The organism is Pseudomonas sp. CJQ_9 (genome assembly GCF_043106615.1).
Lineage (GTDB): Bacteria > Pseudomonadota > Gammaproteobacteria > Pseudomonadales > Pseudomonadaceae > Aquipseudomonas > Aquipseudomonas juntendi.
This window is the reverse complement of sequence record NZ_JBICMS010000041.1, coordinates 36,739-53,230: the sequence shown is the minus strand read 5'-3', so window position 1 is coordinate 53,230 and position 16,492 is coordinate 36,739. Positions and strand designations below refer to the sequence as shown.

17 protein-coding genes and 1 pseudogene are annotated in these 16,492 nt (G+C 63.0%); 8 read left to right on the top strand and 10 right to left on the bottom strand.

Annotated elements, in window-relative coordinates; translation table 11 throughout:
• Window positions 1–144 precede the first annotated feature (144 nt).
• Window positions 145–312 carry a DUF2897 family protein gene (locus tag ACF8SD_RS07505; RefSeq protein ID WP_009685950.1) on the bottom strand — a complete coding sequence of 56 codons (168 nt, stop codon included), beginning with the start codon at window positions 310–312 and terminating at the stop codon, window positions 145–147.
• A 182-nt stretch (window positions 313–494) separates the two neighbouring features.
• Here ACF8SD_RS07505 and pyrF point away from each other — a divergent pair, with 182 nt between their 5' ends.
• Both pyrF and ACF8SD_RS07495 read left to right on the top strand, forming a co-directional pair.
• Window positions 495–1,196: an orotidine-5'-phosphate decarboxylase gene (gene pyrF / locus ACF8SD_RS07500; protein ID WP_392484683.1), complete on the top strand. Its 702-nt coding sequence runs from the start codon at window positions 495–497 to the stop codon at window positions 1,194–1,196.
• A 209-nt stretch (window positions 1,197–1,405) separates the two neighbouring features.
• Window positions 1,406–2,587, top strand: a complete 1,182-nt coding sequence (locus tag ACF8SD_RS07495) for a DUF3472 domain-containing protein (protein ID WP_392484682.1) — start codon at window positions 1,406–1,408, stop codon at window positions 2,585–2,587.
• 503 nt (window positions 2,588–3,090) lie between these two features.
• Here ACF8SD_RS07495 and ACF8SD_RS07490 read toward each other — a convergent pair.
• Window positions 3,091–4,092 carry an NADP-dependent oxidoreductase gene (locus tag ACF8SD_RS07490; RefSeq protein WP_392484681.1) on the bottom strand — a complete coding sequence of 334 codons (1,002 nt, stop codon included), beginning with the start codon at window positions 4,090–4,092 and terminating at the stop codon, window positions 3,091–3,093.
• Between the two features lie 178 nt (window positions 4,093–4,270).
• On the opposite strand from ACF8SD_RS07490, the gene ACF8SD_RS07485 reads away from it, so the two are divergent.
• From ACF8SD_RS07485 to ACF8SD_RS07475, 3 genes and pseudogenes are all read left to right on the top strand, one after another.
• Window positions 4,271–5,032 (top strand): SDR family oxidoreductase, encoded by a 762-nt coding sequence (locus tag ACF8SD_RS07485; RefSeq protein ID WP_009685945.1) that lies wholly within the window; start codon window positions 4,271–4,273, stop codon window positions 5,030–5,032.
• A gap of 140 nt (window positions 5,033–5,172) precedes the next feature.
• Window positions 5,173–6,204: pseudogene (locus ACF8SD_RS07480) on the top strand (methyl-accepting chemotaxis protein); the annotation flags it as partial.
• 27 nt (window positions 6,205–6,231) lie between these two features.
• Window positions 6,232–7,113 (top strand): methyl-accepting chemotaxis protein, encoded by an 882-nt coding sequence (locus tag ACF8SD_RS07475; RefSeq protein WP_392484684.1) that lies wholly within the window; start codon window positions 6,232–6,234, stop codon window positions 7,111–7,113.
• Between the two features lie 201 nt (window positions 7,114–7,314).
• Here ACF8SD_RS07475 and ACF8SD_RS07470 read toward each other — a convergent pair whose 3' ends face one another.
• Window positions 7,315–8,505: a benzoate/H(+) symporter BenE family transporter gene (locus tag ACF8SD_RS07470; RefSeq protein ID WP_392484680.1), complete on the bottom strand. Its 1,191-nt coding sequence runs from the start codon at window positions 8,503–8,505 to the stop codon at window positions 7,315–7,317.
• A 144-nt stretch (window positions 8,506–8,649) separates the two neighbouring features.
• Here ACF8SD_RS07470 and ACF8SD_RS07465 point away from each other — a divergent pair, with 144 nt between their 5' ends.
• Window positions 8,650–9,252 (top strand): glutathione S-transferase family protein, encoded by a 603-nt coding sequence (locus ACF8SD_RS07465; RefSeq protein WP_173887909.1) that lies wholly within the window; start codon window positions 8,650–8,652, stop codon window positions 9,250–9,252.
• Window positions 9,253–9,371: 119 nt separating this feature from the next.
• Here the strand turns inward: ACF8SD_RS07465 and ACF8SD_RS07460 are convergent, their stop codons facing one another.
• The 5 genes from ACF8SD_RS07460 to ACF8SD_RS07440 form a co-directional block, all read right to left on the bottom strand.
• Window positions 9,372–9,743, bottom strand: a complete 372-nt coding sequence (locus tag ACF8SD_RS07460) for a glutaredoxin (protein ID WP_154211242.1) — start codon at window positions 9,741–9,743, stop codon at window positions 9,372–9,374.
• 59 nt (window positions 9,744–9,802) lie between these two features.
• Window positions 9,803–10,348 (bottom strand): GTP cyclohydrolase I FolE, encoded by a 546-nt coding sequence (gene folE / locus ACF8SD_RS07455; RefSeq protein WP_054911867.1) that lies wholly within the window; start codon window positions 10,346–10,348, stop codon window positions 9,803–9,805.
• A 69-nt stretch (window positions 10,349–10,417) separates the two neighbouring features.
• Entirely contained in the window at window positions 10,418–10,978 is a 561-nt protein-coding gene (locus ACF8SD_RS07450; RefSeq protein WP_009683235.1) for a Smr/MutS family protein, read from the bottom strand.
• A 155-nt stretch (window positions 10,979–11,133) separates the two neighbouring features.
• Window positions 11,134–11,454: a hypothetical protein gene (locus tag ACF8SD_RS07445; protein ID WP_009683236.1), complete on the bottom strand. Its 321-nt coding sequence runs from the start codon at window positions 11,452–11,454 to the stop codon at window positions 11,134–11,136.
• A gap of 85 nt (window positions 11,455–11,539) precedes the next feature.
• On the bottom strand, window positions 11,540–12,130 hold the full coding sequence (locus ACF8SD_RS07440) for a cysteine hydrolase family protein (RefSeq protein ID WP_009683237.1): 591 nt from the start codon (window positions 12,128–12,130) through the stop codon (window positions 11,540–11,542).
• A gap of 179 nt (window positions 12,131–12,309) precedes the next feature.
• Between ACF8SD_RS07440 and prmB the strand changes: the two genes are divergently transcribed.
• The gene (gene prmB, locus ACF8SD_RS07435) at window positions 12,310–13,218 is read left to right on the top strand and encodes a 50S ribosomal protein L3 N(5)-glutamine methyltransferase (RefSeq protein ID WP_392484679.1); all 909 of its coding nucleotides are present in this window, start codon (window positions 12,310–12,312) and stop codon (window positions 13,216–13,218) included.
• Between the two features lie 107 nt (window positions 13,219–13,325).
• Here the strand turns inward: prmB and ACF8SD_RS07430 are convergent, their stop codons facing one another.
• Window positions 13,326–14,108: a hypothetical protein gene (locus tag ACF8SD_RS07430; RefSeq protein ID WP_173887911.1), complete on the bottom strand. Its 783-nt coding sequence runs from the start codon at window positions 14,106–14,108 to the stop codon at window positions 13,326–13,328.
• A gap of 64 nt (window positions 14,109–14,172) precedes the next feature.
• Window positions 14,173–15,135, bottom strand: coding sequence for an alpha/beta hydrolase (locus ACF8SD_RS07425; protein ID WP_154211246.1), 963 nt, complete (start codon window positions 15,133–15,135; stop codon window positions 14,173–14,175).
• A gap of 215 nt (window positions 15,136–15,350) precedes the next feature.
• On the opposite strand from ACF8SD_RS07425, the gene aroC reads away from it, so the two are divergent.
• On the top strand, window positions 15,351–16,442 hold the full coding sequence (gene aroC / locus ACF8SD_RS07420) for a chorismate synthase (RefSeq protein ID WP_154211247.1): 1,092 nt from the start codon (window positions 15,351–15,353) through the stop codon (window positions 16,440–16,442).
• The last annotated feature ends 50 nt before the right edge of the window (window positions 16,443–16,492 follow it).

The window sequence follows — 16,492 nt, the reverse complement described above, 5'->3', positions numbered from 1 at the left end:
GCACCTCAACGTGTAGGAGCGGGCGTGCCCGCGAAGGGCTGCAAAGCAGCCCCAGTAACGCTTAACTAACAGGCAGTAGCCCCCAGCCCCGTTTACAAGTGGCCGTAAAAACAATCCTCGCGCCCCGGGCAACGGCCGGCCGTCTCAGCGATCTCGCGCATCCTTGGCATCTGCCTCGGCGTTGCGCTCATGCACCTTGCGCAGTTGCTCGTCGGTCAGCGGCAGTTTTTTTGCGGTGTCGCGCAGCATCATCAACCCGCCGACGATGGAGCCAAGGGCTATGATGAGGATCAGCCAGGCATACCAGGGCATTGTCGTTCTCCTTTGATCGGGCCTTGGGCAACGCCTGTGTAAAGTTTGAGCAATTACCCGTTCCGTTGGTTCAATTATAGGTGCCGGCCCGCGCTGGGCCAATTCCGTGACCTGCGGGCCCCAAAGCCGGGGCCACTTCGTTTACAATGCGCGCCGTTTTCGACTTGCCAAGAGACCCTGCCATGTCCGCCTGCCAGACGCCCCTGATCGTCGCCCTGGATTTCCCGACCCGTGATGCCGCCTTGAAGCTGGCTGACCAGCTTGACCCTGCGCTGTGCCGGGTAAAGGTGGGCAAAGAGCTGTTCACCAGCAGCGCTTCGGGCATTGTCGAAACCCTGTGCGCCAAGGGCTTCGAAGTGTTCCTCGACCTCAAGTTCCACGACATCCCCAACACCACGGCCATGGCGGTTAAGGCAGCGGCCGAAATGGGGGTATGGATGGTCAACGTTCATTGCTCCGGTGGCCTGCGCATGATGGCGGCCTGCCGTGAAGAGCTGGCCAAGCGCAGCGGCCCGCAGCCGTTGCTGATTGGCGTGACCGTGCTGACCAGCATGGAGCGTGAAGACTTGGCGGGTATCGGTCTGGATGTAGACCCGCAGGAGCAGGTATTGCGCCTGGCTGCACTGGCGCAGAAGGCGGGTATGGACGGGCTGGTGTGCTCGGCGCTGGAGGCCCCAGCATTGAAGGCGGCGCACCCGGCGCTGCAACTGGTGACCCCGGGCATTCGCCCGGCCGGTAGTGCCCAAGATGACCAGCGCCGCATCCTCACCCCGCGCCAGGCGCTGGATGCAGGGTCCGATTACCTGGTTATCGGCCGCCCGATCAGCCAGGCCGCCGACCCGGCGCAGGCGCTGGCGGCGGTGGTGGCGGAGATTCGTGGGTAAGTAGCCCACGGGAAGGCCAAAAGGCCGGCACCGAAAGTGCCGGCCTTTTTATTGGGTGTGGCACGCGGTGCTGACGTGCTCGGCGCCCGGCAGTATTGCTGTTCGCAAGTTTGCGTAGAAACAGTTCCCGACCTGGCAATAGTGTCAGGTTACCTGCATAAAACCCCGTGTTAGTGTCAACTCATGGCGCTGAATAGGCTGGGGGCTTTATGAACGTATTGGGCAAAGCTATTAAAGTTTTTTCAGCGGTTTTTATGAGGTTACTGGGCAAAGCTGTCAGAGGTTTTCCAACGTCCGGGCCGACCCTCAAACCTTATTTCGAGGCCGTGACTGTAGCGGATGGGGTGTATGCCGAATTCTATGTGCCTGCGGGCGGGAACAAGCCCTATATCTATTGGTCTAGCCTCAATTTCCAATTCGGTGGGCGCGGCGGTTACACCGGGATCCAGCATGGTTATAGCCCACGGACTAGAACGCATACATACGGCAACATATGTTCCTTCTGGTCTAGCGCGTCTGACGAGCTCAATGAAGGTGTAGCGGTGGTGCATGGTATTCGGTGTCTGCTCGTGGACGGTTTCGGTGGGGAAGGGACTGGGCTACACACTTCATACCCGGACATGAACTGGAGGCAAGACACTTGGTACGCGTCTTTTATCAGGCGTTGGGAGGATCCAAGGAAAGGGCTCACGTATGTGGCGATGTTCATTTACGACAGTAAGGCGGCTAAATGGACACATTACCTAACTGTCTCCCTGCCGGGGACCGGTGCAAGCACTGTGCTGGACACCAGGAGCCTCCATGGTTTTCTCGAGAATTTCTACCCGCTTGGCGAAAACGGTAAACCTGAGGGCTACTCCGGTATCTACAGGGACTATTTTGCCTTGAGTGCAGGCTCAACCGCCTGGGTGAAGCCTGAGTCCTACACCGTGAGTGCAGGCGGCCCTGCCTCCTATTGGATGGCTGAAGCGGTACAGGACAATACGGCTATCCAGGTAACGGCAGGTGGGGTGTTTGATAATGAAAGCGGCAGTTTGACTTTCCAGCTACGGCAAGGGGATAGGCCTTCTACGGTTTCCCGCCCGGCGATTACGAAGATCGGCTTCATCGAATGGGTAGAGGGTTCAAATGTAATCACATTTATTTGGACCATCGATGAATACAGTGCACCTCAATTAAAGATTGAAGGCTATTTGAGCGACCGAGAGGGTAACAAGTTGGGGCCTGTAGTTTCTGTTTGTAATCCGGCGCTCAGAAGGGGGTTTTTGAAGCTTTATGAGGTTCCCGAGAAATGGTCATACGTTACGATAAATTTTCAAATCACCAGTATTTTCAATGAGGCGTCGGAGGTGTTCCAGAAAGAGTATCGGGTGGGGACCATAGGTAACTGAGCATTTAGGCGTTGGGGTTCTCGCCAAGTCTGTAACACGCCGCCACGACGGGTCAGGGGCGCAGTTCACTGGTTGGTGGTGGCCACATATCGGGGGTTCGGTACCGGAGGCGCGTGGACCTCGGCCGGTGTAGGAGCGGGTTTACCCGCGAAGAGGCCGGGGCTGCTGGCCAGTGTTTTCTGGGCATTTACCGTTTCAGCTACCACCGTATTCGCGGGTGAACCCGCTCCTACACTGGTTGGTGGTGGCCACATATCGGTGGTTCGGTACCGGAGACGTTTGGACACCGGCCGGGTTGGTGATGGCCACATATCGGTGGTTCGGTACCGGAGGCGTGTGGACACCGGCCGGTGTAGGAGCGGGTTCACCCGCGAATAGGCCGGGCCTGCTGGCCAGTGTTTCCTGGGCATCCACCGTTGCAGCCACCACCGTATTCTCGGGTGGTGGCCACATACCGGCGCTTCAACACCCGCCGCTGTAAGGGCGGGTTGGCGGGGGTGGGGTTAAACCTTCAGCACCAACTTGCCAAAATTCTCACCGTTGAACAGCTTCAGCAAGGTCTCTGGGAAGGTCTCCAGCCCCTCCACCACATCTTCCTTGCTTTTCACCTGCCCGCTGGCCAACCACCCGGCAATTTCCTGTGCGGCCTTGCCGTATTCCTTGGTGTGGTCCATCACTACAAAGCCTTCCATGCGCGCGCGGTTCACCAGCAATGCCAGGTAGTTGGCCGGGCCCTTCACCGCTTCCTTGTTGTTGTACTGGCTGATGGCGCCGCAAATCACGATGCGCGCCTTGAAGTTGATGCGCGTCAGCACCGCGTCCAGAATCTCGCCGCCCACGTTGTCGAAGTACACGTCCACGCCTTTCGGGCACTCGCGCTTCAACCCGGCCAGCACGTCTTCGGCCTTGTAGTCGATCACCCCGTCAAAGCCCAGTTCGTCCTTCAGGTACTGGCACTTCTCGGCGCCGCCAGCAATGCCCACCACGTGGCAACCCTTCACCTTGGCAATCTGCCCGACAATGCTGCCCACCGCACCGGCCGCGCCGGAAATCACCACGGTGTCGCCAGCCTTGGGCTGGCCCACTTCCAGCAGGGCGAAGTAGGCGGTCATGCCGGTCATGCCCAGCGCCGACAGGTAGCGCGGCAGCGGCGCCAGGTTGGGGTCGATTTTGTGCAGGCCCTGGGGCTCGCCGGTGAAGTAGTCCTGCACGCCCAGCGCGCCGCTTACATGGTCGCCGGGCTTGAAGTCCGGGTGGTTGGAGGCCACCACCTCGCCCACGCCCAGGGCGCGCATCACCTGGCCCAGGGCCACCGGCGGAATGTAGGACTTGCCTTCGTTCATCCAGCCGCGCATGGCGGGGTCCAGCGACAGGTACAGGTTGCGCACCAGCACCTGGCCTTCGCCGGGTTGCTCGGCAGGTACGGTCTCGTAGCTGAAGTCGTCTCGGCGCACGGTACCCACCGGGCGTTTGGCGAGCAGGAAGCGGCGGTTGGTTTGGCTCATGACGGGGTCCTTTGTAGGCAGTGGAGGGTAACAGGGCTTCAATCTACCCTGTTGATGAAGACAGGTCCTTAATATCACTGACAAGCATGGCAGCCCAAATGCTCATGTGATGATGCTGCCCCGCCAGCCAACGCCTGACTATGCTCTGAACCCCACCATACCGTCACAGGAGCGCGCGATGAGCATGACCTTTTCTGGCCAGGTAGCCCTGGTTACCGGCGCGGCGGCCGGCATTGGCCGGGCAACCGCCCTGGCGTTCGCCCAGCAGGGTTTGAAGGTGGTAGTGGCCGACCGCGACACGGTCGGCGGTGAAGCCACCGTAGCGCTTGTGCAGGCAGCGGGGGGCCAGGCGCTGTTCATTGCCTGCGACGTAACCCGTGACGCATCGGTGCGCCAGTTGCACGACGAGCTGATGGCGGCCTATGGCCGGCTCGACTATGCCTTCAACAACGCCGGTATCGAGATCGAGCAGCATCGCCTGGCCGATGGCAGCGAGGCCGAGTTCGACGCCATCATGGGCGTGAACGTGAAGGGGGTGTGGCTGTGCATGAAGTACCAGCTGCCATTGCTGCTGGCCCAGGGCGGCGGGGTGATCGTGAATACCGCTTCGGTGGCAGGGCTGGGCGCGGCGCCGAAGATGAGCATCTACAGTGCCAGCAAGCATGCGGTCATTGGCCTGACCAAGTCGGCGGCCATCGAATACGCCAAGAAGGGCATCCGCGTGAACGCCGTGTGCCCGGCGGTGATCGACACCGACATGTTCCGCCGTGCCTATGAAGCCGACCCGCGCAAGGCTGAATTCGCCGCGGCCATGCACCCGGTCGGGCGCATTGGCAAGGTGGAGGAAATTGCCAGTGCGGTGCTTTACTTGTGCAGCGACGGCGCGGCGTTTACCACTGGCCACTGCCTGACCGTGGACGGTGGGGCGACAGCAATCTGATGAAACCGACTTCAGCGCAGCTAAAAGCGACAAGACATAGCTATTTGACACTATTCTGACGTCAGGCCCTTGTTCAGCAGCAGGCAACGTTGCCAACCTTGGCCTTCGGGTTAACCTCGCACGCACAAGGGGAATGGGCGATGGGCGCGAGCAAGCATGGTGTGCTGGCCAACCTGGGCATGGCCCGTAAACTGGGGCTGGGCTTTGCCCTGGTGCTGCTGCTGACGCTGGCGGTCGCGGCCATTGGTGTTGCGGCGTTATACAGCGTGGGCCAGCGTTTCGACAGCTTGCGCCAGCTGGCCCAGTTCAATACCGACTTGCTGCGCTTACGCCAGCACGAACAGGCGTTTGCCCTGCGTTCCGACCTGAAACAGGCCGAAGCGCTGCGCAGCGGCCTCAAGGGCCTTGCCGAGCGCGCCAGTACCCTGCCGGCGCTGGCGGCGGCAGAGTCCGACCTGGCGGCCTACGGCCAGGCGTTCGAGGCCTTCGTGCAGGCCGTGCAGGCCAAGGAGCTGGCGCTCGACATGGCCAGCTGGTCGGTGTCCAGCGTGGCCAATAACCTGGATGTGCTGCAGGCCGGCCTAGCCGACGATGGCGTGTACACCCTCAAGCAGTCCCAAGGCCAGCAGGGCGGCGAGTTTCTCGAGCAAGCCGGCCAGGTGGCACAGGTGTCACGGCTGATGCTGCAGGCCATGGACGAAGCGCGGGTGCGCCTGGAGCAAAGCCGCAAGGGCGAAGAGGGTGTCAGTAAAGAGCGCATTGCTCAAACCGTCGAGGCGGCCAGCCTGGTCGGCCAGCTGCAGGGCGCTGTTACCGATGCCGGTTACCAGAGCGTGCTGGGCGAAGTGGCGGGGCACATCGCCAGCTTCTCGGAAAAGCTCAACGAATACACCGACGAATTGGCCCGTGAACAAGGGTTGAAGGACCAGTTGCAGGCCAGTGCCGAGCAGGTCACCGGCCGCGTCGACCAAGCCTACCTGGCGCAGGAGCAGGCACTGCAGGGCGAGCTGCAGCGCAATGCCCTGGCCATTGGCCTGGCCACGGTGCTGGCGCTGGTGGCCGGCGTGCTGGCGGCCTGGTTGATTACCCGCGCGGTGGTCGGCCCGCTCAAGCATGTGATCGCCCGCGCCCAGCGCATTGCGGCGGGCGAGCTAGCGTTCGATGCCCAGGCGCCGCGGCGTGACGAAGTGGGGCAGTTGATGCAGGCCATGCAGCAGATGGCTGCGGGGCTGGCCGGTATTGTCAGTGGCTTGCAGCAGGGCATCGAGCAACTGGCAGGCAGTGCCCAGGCGCTGTCGGCGGTGACCGAACAGACCAACCGTGAGGTGGGCAGCCAGAAAGAGGAAACCGAACAGGTCGCCACCGCCATGCAACAGATGACCGCCACCGTGCACGACGTGGCGCGCAACGCCGAAGAAGCGGCCCAGGCGGCCGAGGCGGCAGACGCCAAGGTCGGCTCGGGCCAGCAGGTGGTGCGCCAGAGCATGCAGCGCATCGAACAACTGGCCGCCGCGGCGGAAACCGCCAGTGCCGGCATCGACAGCCTCAGTGCCGAAATCCATACCATTGGCGATGTGCTGGAAGTGATCAAGAGCGTGGCCGAGCAAACCAACCTGCTGGCGCTGAACGCCGCCATCGAAGCGGCCCGGGCCGGTGAACAGGGCCGCGGTTTTGCCGTGGTGGCCGATGAAGTGCGGGCCTTGGCCAAGCGTACCCGCCAGTCCACCGAGCAGATCGAGACCCTGGTGGCCAGCTTGCGCGGCAATGCACAGCAGTCGGTGGCGCAGATCCGCGGCAGTGCCGAGCTGGTGCGTATGGCGGTGGCTGACGCGTTGCACACCGAAAGTGCCCTGGGCAGTATTGCTGCGGCAGTGTCGTTGATTCAGCAGATGAACCAGCAGATCGCCGCTGCAGCCGAGCAGCAGAGTTCGGTTGCCGAAGAGATCAGCCGCAGCGTCACACAGATCCGCGGCAGTGCCGACCAGGCGGCGTTGGCCATGCAGGACAATGCCCGGTCAAGTGTGGAGCTGGTGCAGTTGGGCACCGACCTGAAGGGTATGGTGGGGCATTTCAGGTTGTAGCCCAGGTGGTTTCTGGCGATGGCATCAGGGTTGCCAGGTGCTCGCCGTAGCATCTTCAGCGCCTGTGAGATCGAGCGCCGCGCGGGCGGCGCTCGATCTCACAGGCGCTGCATATCTTCTGACAAACACCTGTCAGCCCTGATGCAATCCCTGTGGGAGCTGGCTTGCCAGCGATAGGGCCGGTACAGGCAATAATGACCTTCAGGCCTTGCGCGGGTTAAGAATCACCAGGGCCAAAACTCCCGCCACAATCCCCCAGAACGCCGACCCGATCGAGAACAGGGTCAGCCCCGACGCCGTCACCATGAAGGTAATCACTGCCGCCTCACGCTCGCGCGCTTCGCTCATGGCAACCGTCAGCCCGTTCATGATCGAGCCAAACAGCGCCAGCGCCGCAATCGACAGCACCAGCTCTTTCGGCAACGCGGCAAACAGCGCTGCCAGGGTCGCCCCGAACACCCCGGCGATGCCGTAGAAAATCCCGCACCACACCGCTGCGGTGTAGCGTTTGCTGGGGTCTTCATGGGCATGCGGCCCAGTGCAGATGGCCGCGCTGATCGCCGCCAGGTTGACCCCGTGCGAGCCAAACGGCGCCAGCAGCAGCGAGGCAAATCCGGTAGCCGAGATCAGGGGCGAAGCCGGTACCTGGTAGCCGTCGGCGCGCAGCACGGCCACGCCAGGCATGTTCTGCGAAGTCATCGCCACCACGAACAGCGGAATGCCGATGCTGATGGTGGCGGCCAGCGAGAAGCTCGGCGTGGTCCACACCGGCTTGGCCACTTCCAGGTGGAAGCCGCTGAAGTCCAGCAGGCCCAGCGCGCCCGACAGTGCGGTACCCACCAGCAAGGCCGCCAGCACGCAGTAGCGCGGTGACTGCCGCTTGACCAGCAGGTAGCTGAAGAACATGCCCAACACCAGCAGGGTACGGTGCTGCGCTGCCACGAAAATTTCGCTGCCGATCTTGAACAGGATGCCCGCCAGCAACGCCGAAGCCAGCGACGCCGGAATGCGTTTGACCAGGCGCTCGAAGCTGCCGGTCAGCCCGCACACCAGCACCAGCACCGCACAGGTGATGTAGGCGCCAATGGCCTCGCCGTAACTGACCCCGCCCAGGCTGGTGATCAGCAGCGCTGCGCCGGGGGTGGACCAGGCAATGGTGATGGGGGTGCGGTAGCGCAATGACAGGCCGATGCTGCACACCGCCATGCCAATCGACAGCGCCCAGATCCACGACGAGATCTGCGCAGTGGTCAACCCGGCCGCCTGGCCGGCCTGGAACATCAGCACCAGCGAGCTGGTGTAACCGGTGAGCATGGCGATGAAGCCGGCGACCACTGCCGACGGGGCGCTGTCTGCCAGGGGCCGCAGGCGTGCGGAGGTGGCATTGTTCATGAACAAAGTCCTTGTAAAGGTGTAAGCAGTTTTTTCAGACTACAACCAGCAAGGTAGATCCTTGCCATACAGCGGCCGTTGCTTTTAGCCGTACAGTCGCCAACTATTGGGCGCAATTGCAAAACTGCTTTGCAGGGAGGGGCGATGTACAAGGTTTATGGCGACTACCAGTCGGGTAACTGCTACAAGGTCAAGTTGATGTTGAGCCTGCTGGACCGGCCGTACGAATGGCACCCGGTGGACATTCTCAAAGGCGAGACCCAAACGCCGGCGTTTCTGGCGATGAACCCCAATGGCAAGGTGCCGGTGCTAGAGCTGGAAGACGGCACTTACCTGTGGGAGTCCAACGCCATTCTCAATTTCCTGGCCGATGGCAGTTCATTCCTGCCCAGCGAGCCGCGCCTGCGTACCCAGGTGTTGCAGTGGCAGTTCTTCGAGCAGTACAGCCACGAGCCGTACATTGCCGTGGCGCGTTTCATCCAGTTTTACCTGGGGCTGCCAGATGAGCGTATGGACGAATACAAAAAGCTGCACAAGGGCGGCTACAAGGCCTTGAAGGTGATGGAACGCCAACTGCAGATGACCCCGTACCTGGTCGGTGAGCAGTATTCGATTGCCGATGTGGCGTTGTATGCCTACACCCATGTGGCCCATCAGGGCGGGTTCGACCTGGCCGATTACCCGGCGGTTCGCGCCTGGCTGGCGCGGGTTGCCAGCCACCCGAGGCATGTGCCGATGGTGGGTTGACCGCTAACCTGTACCGGCCCCATCGCTGGCAAGCCAGCTCCCACGATCAATAAGTTGTGTATTGTTGTGTGGGAGCTGGCTTGCCGGCGATAGGGCCAGTGCAGGAAAGCTGAAACCTGTCAGGCCGAAGCAAACCGCTCATCCAGGTAGGCAATGATGGCCTTGGACTCATACATCCAGGTCACTTTGCCCGCTTCTTCAATGCGCAGGCATGGCACTTTCACCCGGCCGCCACCTTCTTGCAGGGCCTGGCGGTGCGCCGTGTCGTTCTTGGCATCACGCAGCGCCACCGGCACGTTCAGGCGGTGCAGGGTGCGGCGGGTCTTGACGCAGAACGGGCAGGCATGGAACTGGTACAGCGCCAGGCCCTTGGCCGCCTGGTCGACGCGGGCCTGGGCGGCGGCGTCGCGCTTGCGCTTGGCCGGGCGGCTGATCCAGTCTGCGAACACGATGACTTGGCCGAGGCCAACCCGCAGGGCTTTGACGATCATGGGCAACTCCTGAAATGCAAAAGCCGACCTGCAAGGGTCGGCTCGGGGTCTGCAGCCAATTACTTGATCAGGCTGAGGAACTCGCTGCGGGTGGCGGCGTTGTCGCGGAATTCGCCCAGCATCACCGAGGTGATCATGGTCGAGTTCTGTTTTTCCACACCGCGCATCATCATGCACATGTGCTTGGCTTCGATCACCACCGCCACGCCGGCGGCACCGGTAACCTGCTGGATGGCCTCGGCCACCTGGCGGCTGAGGTTTTCCTGAATTTGCAGGCGGCGGGCGAACATGTCGACGATGCGCGCGACCTTCGACAGGCCCAGCACCTTGCCTTTGGGCAGGTAGGCCACGTGCGCCTTGCCGATGAACGGCAGCATGTGGTGTTCGCACATCGAATACAGCTCGATGTCCCGGACCAGTACCATTTCGCTGTTGTCAGAGCTGAACAACGCGTTGTTGGTCACTTCTTCCAGTGTTTGCTCATAACCGCGGCAAAGGTACTTCATGGCCTTTGCAGCCCGCTTGGGCGTGTCGAGCAGGCCCTCGCGGGAGACGTCCTCGCCAAGTTGGCTGAGAATCTCGGTGTAGTTCTGTTCCAGGGACATGGATCTACCTTGGGAAAAAATCGCAAAAACGAAGGTTACGGCGGCGCGCGCGGCGCTGCAAGCGCGGCGTTACTCGTCGCGGCCTTCGAGCATGGTTCGCTTGAGCATCACATACACGGCACCGGTGCCGCCGTGGCGGGCACTGCACGAGGCAAAGCCGAGCACCTGCGGGTGCTGGCGCAGCCAGGTGTTGACGTGGCTTTTGATCATCGGCCGCTTGCCGTCCAGGCGCGCAGCCTTGCCATGGGTCACGCGCACGCAGCGCACTTCCAGCTTGGTGGCTTCGGCGATGAAGGCCCACAAGGTTTCGCGGGCCTTCTCCACGGTCATGCCATGCAGGTCGAGGCTGCCCTCGAACGGGATCTGCCCCAGTTTCAGCTTGCGCAGCTGGGTTTCCTGCACGCCGTCGCGGCGCCACATCAGTTCGTCTTCGGCGCCCACGTCGATCACGAACTGGTCAGACATACCGTCGATGACCAGCGCCTTGTCACTGCGAACGGTCGCCGCCTGGCGCAGGCCGGCCAGCTGCTGGCGGTCGGCCTTGGGCTTGCCGACTTCGGCGCGGTCGTGGCGGATCGGCTTTACGCCGCGCACTTCGGCCTTGAACAGGGAAAAATCGTCGTCTTGCATGGTGCCTCCACGTGGGCGGCGTAGTTTACGCGACTGTGGGGGCTTTATGCAGCCTGTGCGGGCCTCTTCGCGGGTGAACCCGCTCCTACAGGGCTACCACCGGGCGTAGGAGCGGGTTCACCCGCGAAGAGGCCGGCACAGCCTATACAAAACCCTCAATCATGCTTCTTCATCAGATGTGGCGACAGGTTCAGCTCACGCCCGCGCCGCAGGCGAATGCGGCTGCGCCGCCACAAGCGCACGCCCAGCCACAGCAGCAGCAGGCCTGCCACGGTAACGATGCTGGACAACGCCTTGTTGGCGTTGAGTTCCTGCAGGGCAGGGTAGTTGCCTAGCAAGCCGGCGATGCCGGCCATGGCCAGCAGTACGCCCAGGGTCGCCAGCAGGGCGGACAGCCCGGCCGCCAGGCGGGCGCCCCAATTACGCGGTTGGCGCGGGCGCAGGCGCTTGGCGTCGAAACTGCCTTTGAGCTTCATTCCGCTCTCCTCTGTGGATATCCGGAATTCGACCTGCCGCCGCCCATTGGGTTCCGCCCGGCAGCCGGGCGGTCGTGCCAGGGCCTCAGATCAGGCTGGCGGTAGGGGCCACGCAAGCGAAGTTGTCGGCCATCACGGCCATTTCGCACTGGTGGATCTGCGCGGCCGGTATGACCCCGTCCTTGAACGCCAGGTCGCGGGTTGCCGAAGCGTCTTCTACCAGTGTGCACCGGTAACCATAGTCTTTGGCGCGGCGCACGGTGGTGCTGACACTGGAATGGCTCATGAAACCGCACACGATCAGGTCCAGGTGCCCCAGCTCCTGCAGCGTTTCGTGCAGCTTGGTGTTCTTGAAGGCATTGGGCATGCGCTTTTCGATGACGATTTCGCCCTCCAGCGGCTCCAGCCCTGGAATGAACTGGCCAGCGGGCCCCTGTGGGTCGAAACGGCCACCCACCGTGCCCAGGTGGCGAACATGGATGATCGGACGGCCGCTTTTGCGCGCGGCGTCGAGCAACCTGGCGATGTTGGCCACGGCCTCGTCCATGCCCGACAACTGCAGGGGACCACTGAGGTACTCCTTTTGCGCATCAATGATGATCAGGCTGGCGTGGCTCAGCTTGGCCGGCGGGTAATCGCGGCCAGTGAGGCGGAACATCGTGGTTGGAACGGACATCAAGGGCTCCTTGGTAGGGCTTTTGTGCACCTATTCTCCCCTGCATTGGCGCCAATGGGAATGGTTGACAACGCAAGTGGCATGGTTACTGGCCTGTGGCTAGCCCGGCAACGATCCGATGGAACAAATCTGTGCCCCAGGCTGTTAGACTTTTGTCCGTTCTGAATTAGGAGTACCCCGTGATCACATCCCGCCTGCGCACCCTGCGCGACTACATCCGCTGGGCAGTCAGCCGCTTCCATGAGCATGATCTGTTCTTCGGCCATGGTGCCGACAATGCCTGGGACGAAGCCCGTCTGCTGGTGCTGGGTGCGGTGCACCTGCCATGGGAGGTGGCCGACAGCTACCTGGACTGCATGCTCGAAGACGATGAGCGGGTGCGCCTGCAGCACCTGCTCAAGCGCCGTATCGAAGAACGCGTGCCAACTGCCTACCTGTTGGGTGAGGCCTGGTTCTGCGGCATGTCGTTCATCGTCGACGAGCGCGTGTTAGTGCCGCGCTCACCCATTGGCGAGCTGATCGAAAAGCGTTTCGAGCCGTGGTTGGCCAACGAGCCGGCACGCATTCTGGACCTGTGCACCGGTTCGGGCTGCATCGGCATCGTGGCCGCCGACGTGTTCCCCGAGGCCGAAGTGGTGCTGGCTGACCTGTCGTTCCAGGCCCTCGAAGTGGCCAACCAGAACATCGAACGTCACGGCCTGGACACCCGTGTGTACACCGTGCAGGGCGACGGTTTTGCCGGCTTGCCGGGGCAGCGCTTCGACCTGATCCTGTCCAACCCGCCGTATGTCGACGCCGAAGATTTCGACGACATGCCGGCCGAGTACCACCACGAGCCGGAGCTGGGCCTGGCCTGTGGCAATGATGGGCTGGACCTGGTGCGGCGCATGCTGGCCGAAGCGGCCGATCACCTCACCGATAAAGGCTTGCTGATTGTCGAAGTGGGCAACAGCCAGGTGCATGTGGAGGCGCTGTACCCCGAGGTGGACTTTGCCTGGCTGGAGTTCGAGCGCGGCGGGCATGGGGTGTTCATGCTGACCGCTGAGCAGTGCCGCCAGCATCAGGAGCTGTTCAAGGGCCGCGTCTGATTCCGAACGGGGCTGCTTTGCAGCCCATTCGCGGGCACGCCCGCTCCCACAGGTATATCACCGGTCCTTGTGGGAGCGGGCAAGCCCGCGAAACAGGCAACGCGGTCTTAACGGGTTGCGATCCAGATCAGCAGCCCCGCCTGAAACACCGCAAACGCCACCAGGCACGTGATGGTAAAGCGCAGCCCGCCATCTTCACGCTGGTACTTGGCCACCCGCTCATCACGCTCGCGCAGCTGTGCGTCTTTTTCCTGCAACTGCAGGTCTGCCTGCTGTAGCAAGCTGGCGGCATCAAGGATAGCCACCCGTTGCAGCCGTTCATTGCTCCAGGCTGCTTTCAACTGCCCCACAGGCATTTCCACGGTGCGGCCTTTCAAGTGCTGGGCGTCTTCGTACTCCACCTCGATGCCCACCCCGCGCAGGCAGTGGTCACGGCGCAGGCGTGAGTCTTCGTTCAGCGCATCCTTGTTCGGCAAGGTCATGCCCTCGACCTGGTAATGCGACCATTTGCGCTGCAACCACTGCGCGGCCTGGGCCAGCAGGAAGCGGCCGATACCGCGGTTGACCGGCTCCAACTGCAGGCCCTGGGCGTTGCCGATACGCACCCGGCGTTCGGCATGGTCCACGCGGATGTCCAGGCGGTTCTGTTCCTTGTGTACCTTCTGCCCAGGCAGCTGGATCTCCATGCGCAGCAGGCTGTGGGCCTTGTCATGGCGCTCGGCATAGCCGAACTGCACAAAGCGCAGCGGCCGGGCGCCGGTGCTGCGGTCGGTGGGCAGCGCGGCCAGGCGCAATAGCTGGAAGTGTTCGGCCGGCAGGTCGGCCCAGGGCTGGGCGGGGTTGTCCTGGGGCTCTTCGGCCGGCTCTGCGGCGGCGGGGGCAATGGTCATCGGGGCTGGTCCTCGGCTATGCCTGCTGTATCGGCAGGCAGGCCGCAGACCTGAGGCCATTGCCTCAGGCCGAAGGCAAATGCTGGATGAAGGTCACAATTCGCTCACCCAGTTCGCGCGCCAGGGGCAACTCAGGGTTGAGGTAGCTGTCGCGTTGCTGGCTCATGTCTTTGGGGCTGATACGCAGCATGTGGTTCATGCCGTCGATCAACACCAACTGCGCATCCGGCTTGGCTGCCTTGAGCCGTTCGGCGTCGGCCACGTCCACCTGCACATCGTTGCGCCCCTGCACGATCAGCGCCGGCATCGGCAGGCGGGCGAAGGCGGCGGCGGGGTTTTGCCGGAACAGGGTAATCAGGTAGGGCTGCACACTAGGGCGGAACACCTGGCGCAGCGGTGCCGGCACGTCCAAGCTGGTTTGCCCGGCCTGCAGGCGGTCGAGCAGGGCGCTGCCACCGGCCAGCTGCGCCGGTGGCAGGCGCTGGGCCAGCTGCTCGCGCAACACGTCGGCCAGCGGCCGGCCGCTGCCGGCCAGGGTAATCACGGCGCTGGCCCCGGCCTGTTCGGCGGCCAGGCTGGCAATCAGCGCACCTTCACTGTGGCCGATCAGAATCAGCGGGCCAAAGCGCGGGTCGGCCTTGAGCTTGTGGCTCCAGGCGACCACGTCGGCCACATAGCGCTCCACGCTCAAGTCCCGTTCATCGGGCGCGGCAGGTTGGCTGGCAGCCACGCCACGCTTGTCGTAGCGCACGCTGGCAATGTGTTCGTTGGCCAGCAGCAGGGCCAGGCGCTTGAGGTTGTCGACCCTGCCCGAGGCCGGGTTGTTGCCGTCACGGTCGGTAGGGCCTGAGCCGGCAATGATCAGCACCACCGGCGGCGGTGTGGCTTGTTGCGGCAGCAGCAAACTGCCGTGCAGCACGCCCTGGCCGGTGTCGAGGTCGATGGGGCGTTGCAGCACGGTGGGGGCGGCGGCCTGGGCCAGGCCGGTGCACAGCAAGAGGAACAAGGCGACAAGGCGCGACATCATGCGGTACTACATGGGGAGATGTGGGTTTGACCTGATGTTCACGGGAAGGTTCTTGGGCTGTGCGTGGCAGGTTCGGCCCTATCGCCGGCAAGCCAGCTCCCACAGGTATTCCACCCTGTAGAAGCGGGTTCACCCGCGAAGAGGCCCGCACAGGCAACTCAACCATCTGTATACTGCCGCTTTCGTCCATTTCAGGCAGATCTCGCGGAGCGTCCATGTCCGGCAATACCTACGGCAAGCTGTTCACTGTCACCACCGCTGGCGAAAGCCATGGCCCGGCGTTGGTCGCCATTGTCGACGGGTGCCCACCGGGCCTGGAAATTTCCCTCGCCGACCTGCAGCACGACCTGGACCGGCGCAAGCCCGGCACCAGCCGGCACACCACCCAGCGCCAGGAAGCCGACGAGGTGGAAATTCTGTCCGGCGTATTCGAAGGCCGCACCACCGGCTGCTCGATCGGCCTGTTGATCCGCAACACCGACCAGAAGTCCAAGGACTACTCCACCATCAAGGACCTGTTCCGCCCGGCCCACGCCGACTACACCTACCACCACAAGTACGGCCTGCGCGACTACCGCGGCGGCGGCCGCAGCTCGGCGCGCGAAACCGCCATGCGCGTGGCCGCCGGTGCCATCGCCAAGAAGTTCCTGGCCAGCCAGGGCATCACCGTGCGCGGCTACATGAGCCAGCTGGGGCCGATCGAAATCCCGTTCAAAACCTGGGAATCGGTGGAGCAGAATGCCTTCTTCAGCCCCGACCCAGACAAGGTGCCGGAGCTGGAGGCGTACATGGACCAACTGCGCCGTGACCAGGATTCGGTGGGCGCCAAGATCACCGTGGTTGCCGAAGGTGTGATGCCTGGCCTGGGCGAGCCGATTTTCGACCGCCTCGACGCCGAACTGGCCCACGCGCTGATGAGCATCAACGCGGTCAAGGGCGTGGAAATCGGCGCCGGTTTCGCCAGCGTCGCCCAGCGGGGCACCGAGCACCGTGACGAGCTGACCCCTGAGGGCTTCCTCAGCAACAATGCCGGCGGCATTCTGGGTGGCATTTCCTCGGGGCAGCCCATCGTGGCCCACCTCGCGCTGAAACCGACGTCCAGCATCACCACCCCGGGGCGTTCCATCGACGTGGATGGCAACCCTGTCGAGGTCATCACCAAGGGCCGCCACGACCCGTGCGTGGGTATTCGTGCCACGCCGATCGCCGAGGCGATGATGGCCATTGCCCTTATGGACCACCTGCTGCGCCACCGTGCGCAAAACGCCGATGTGCAGGTGACTACCCCGGTGCTGGGCCAGCGCTGATCTGCCTGCACCGGCCCCATCGCTGGCAAGCCACCTCCCACAGGGTCATC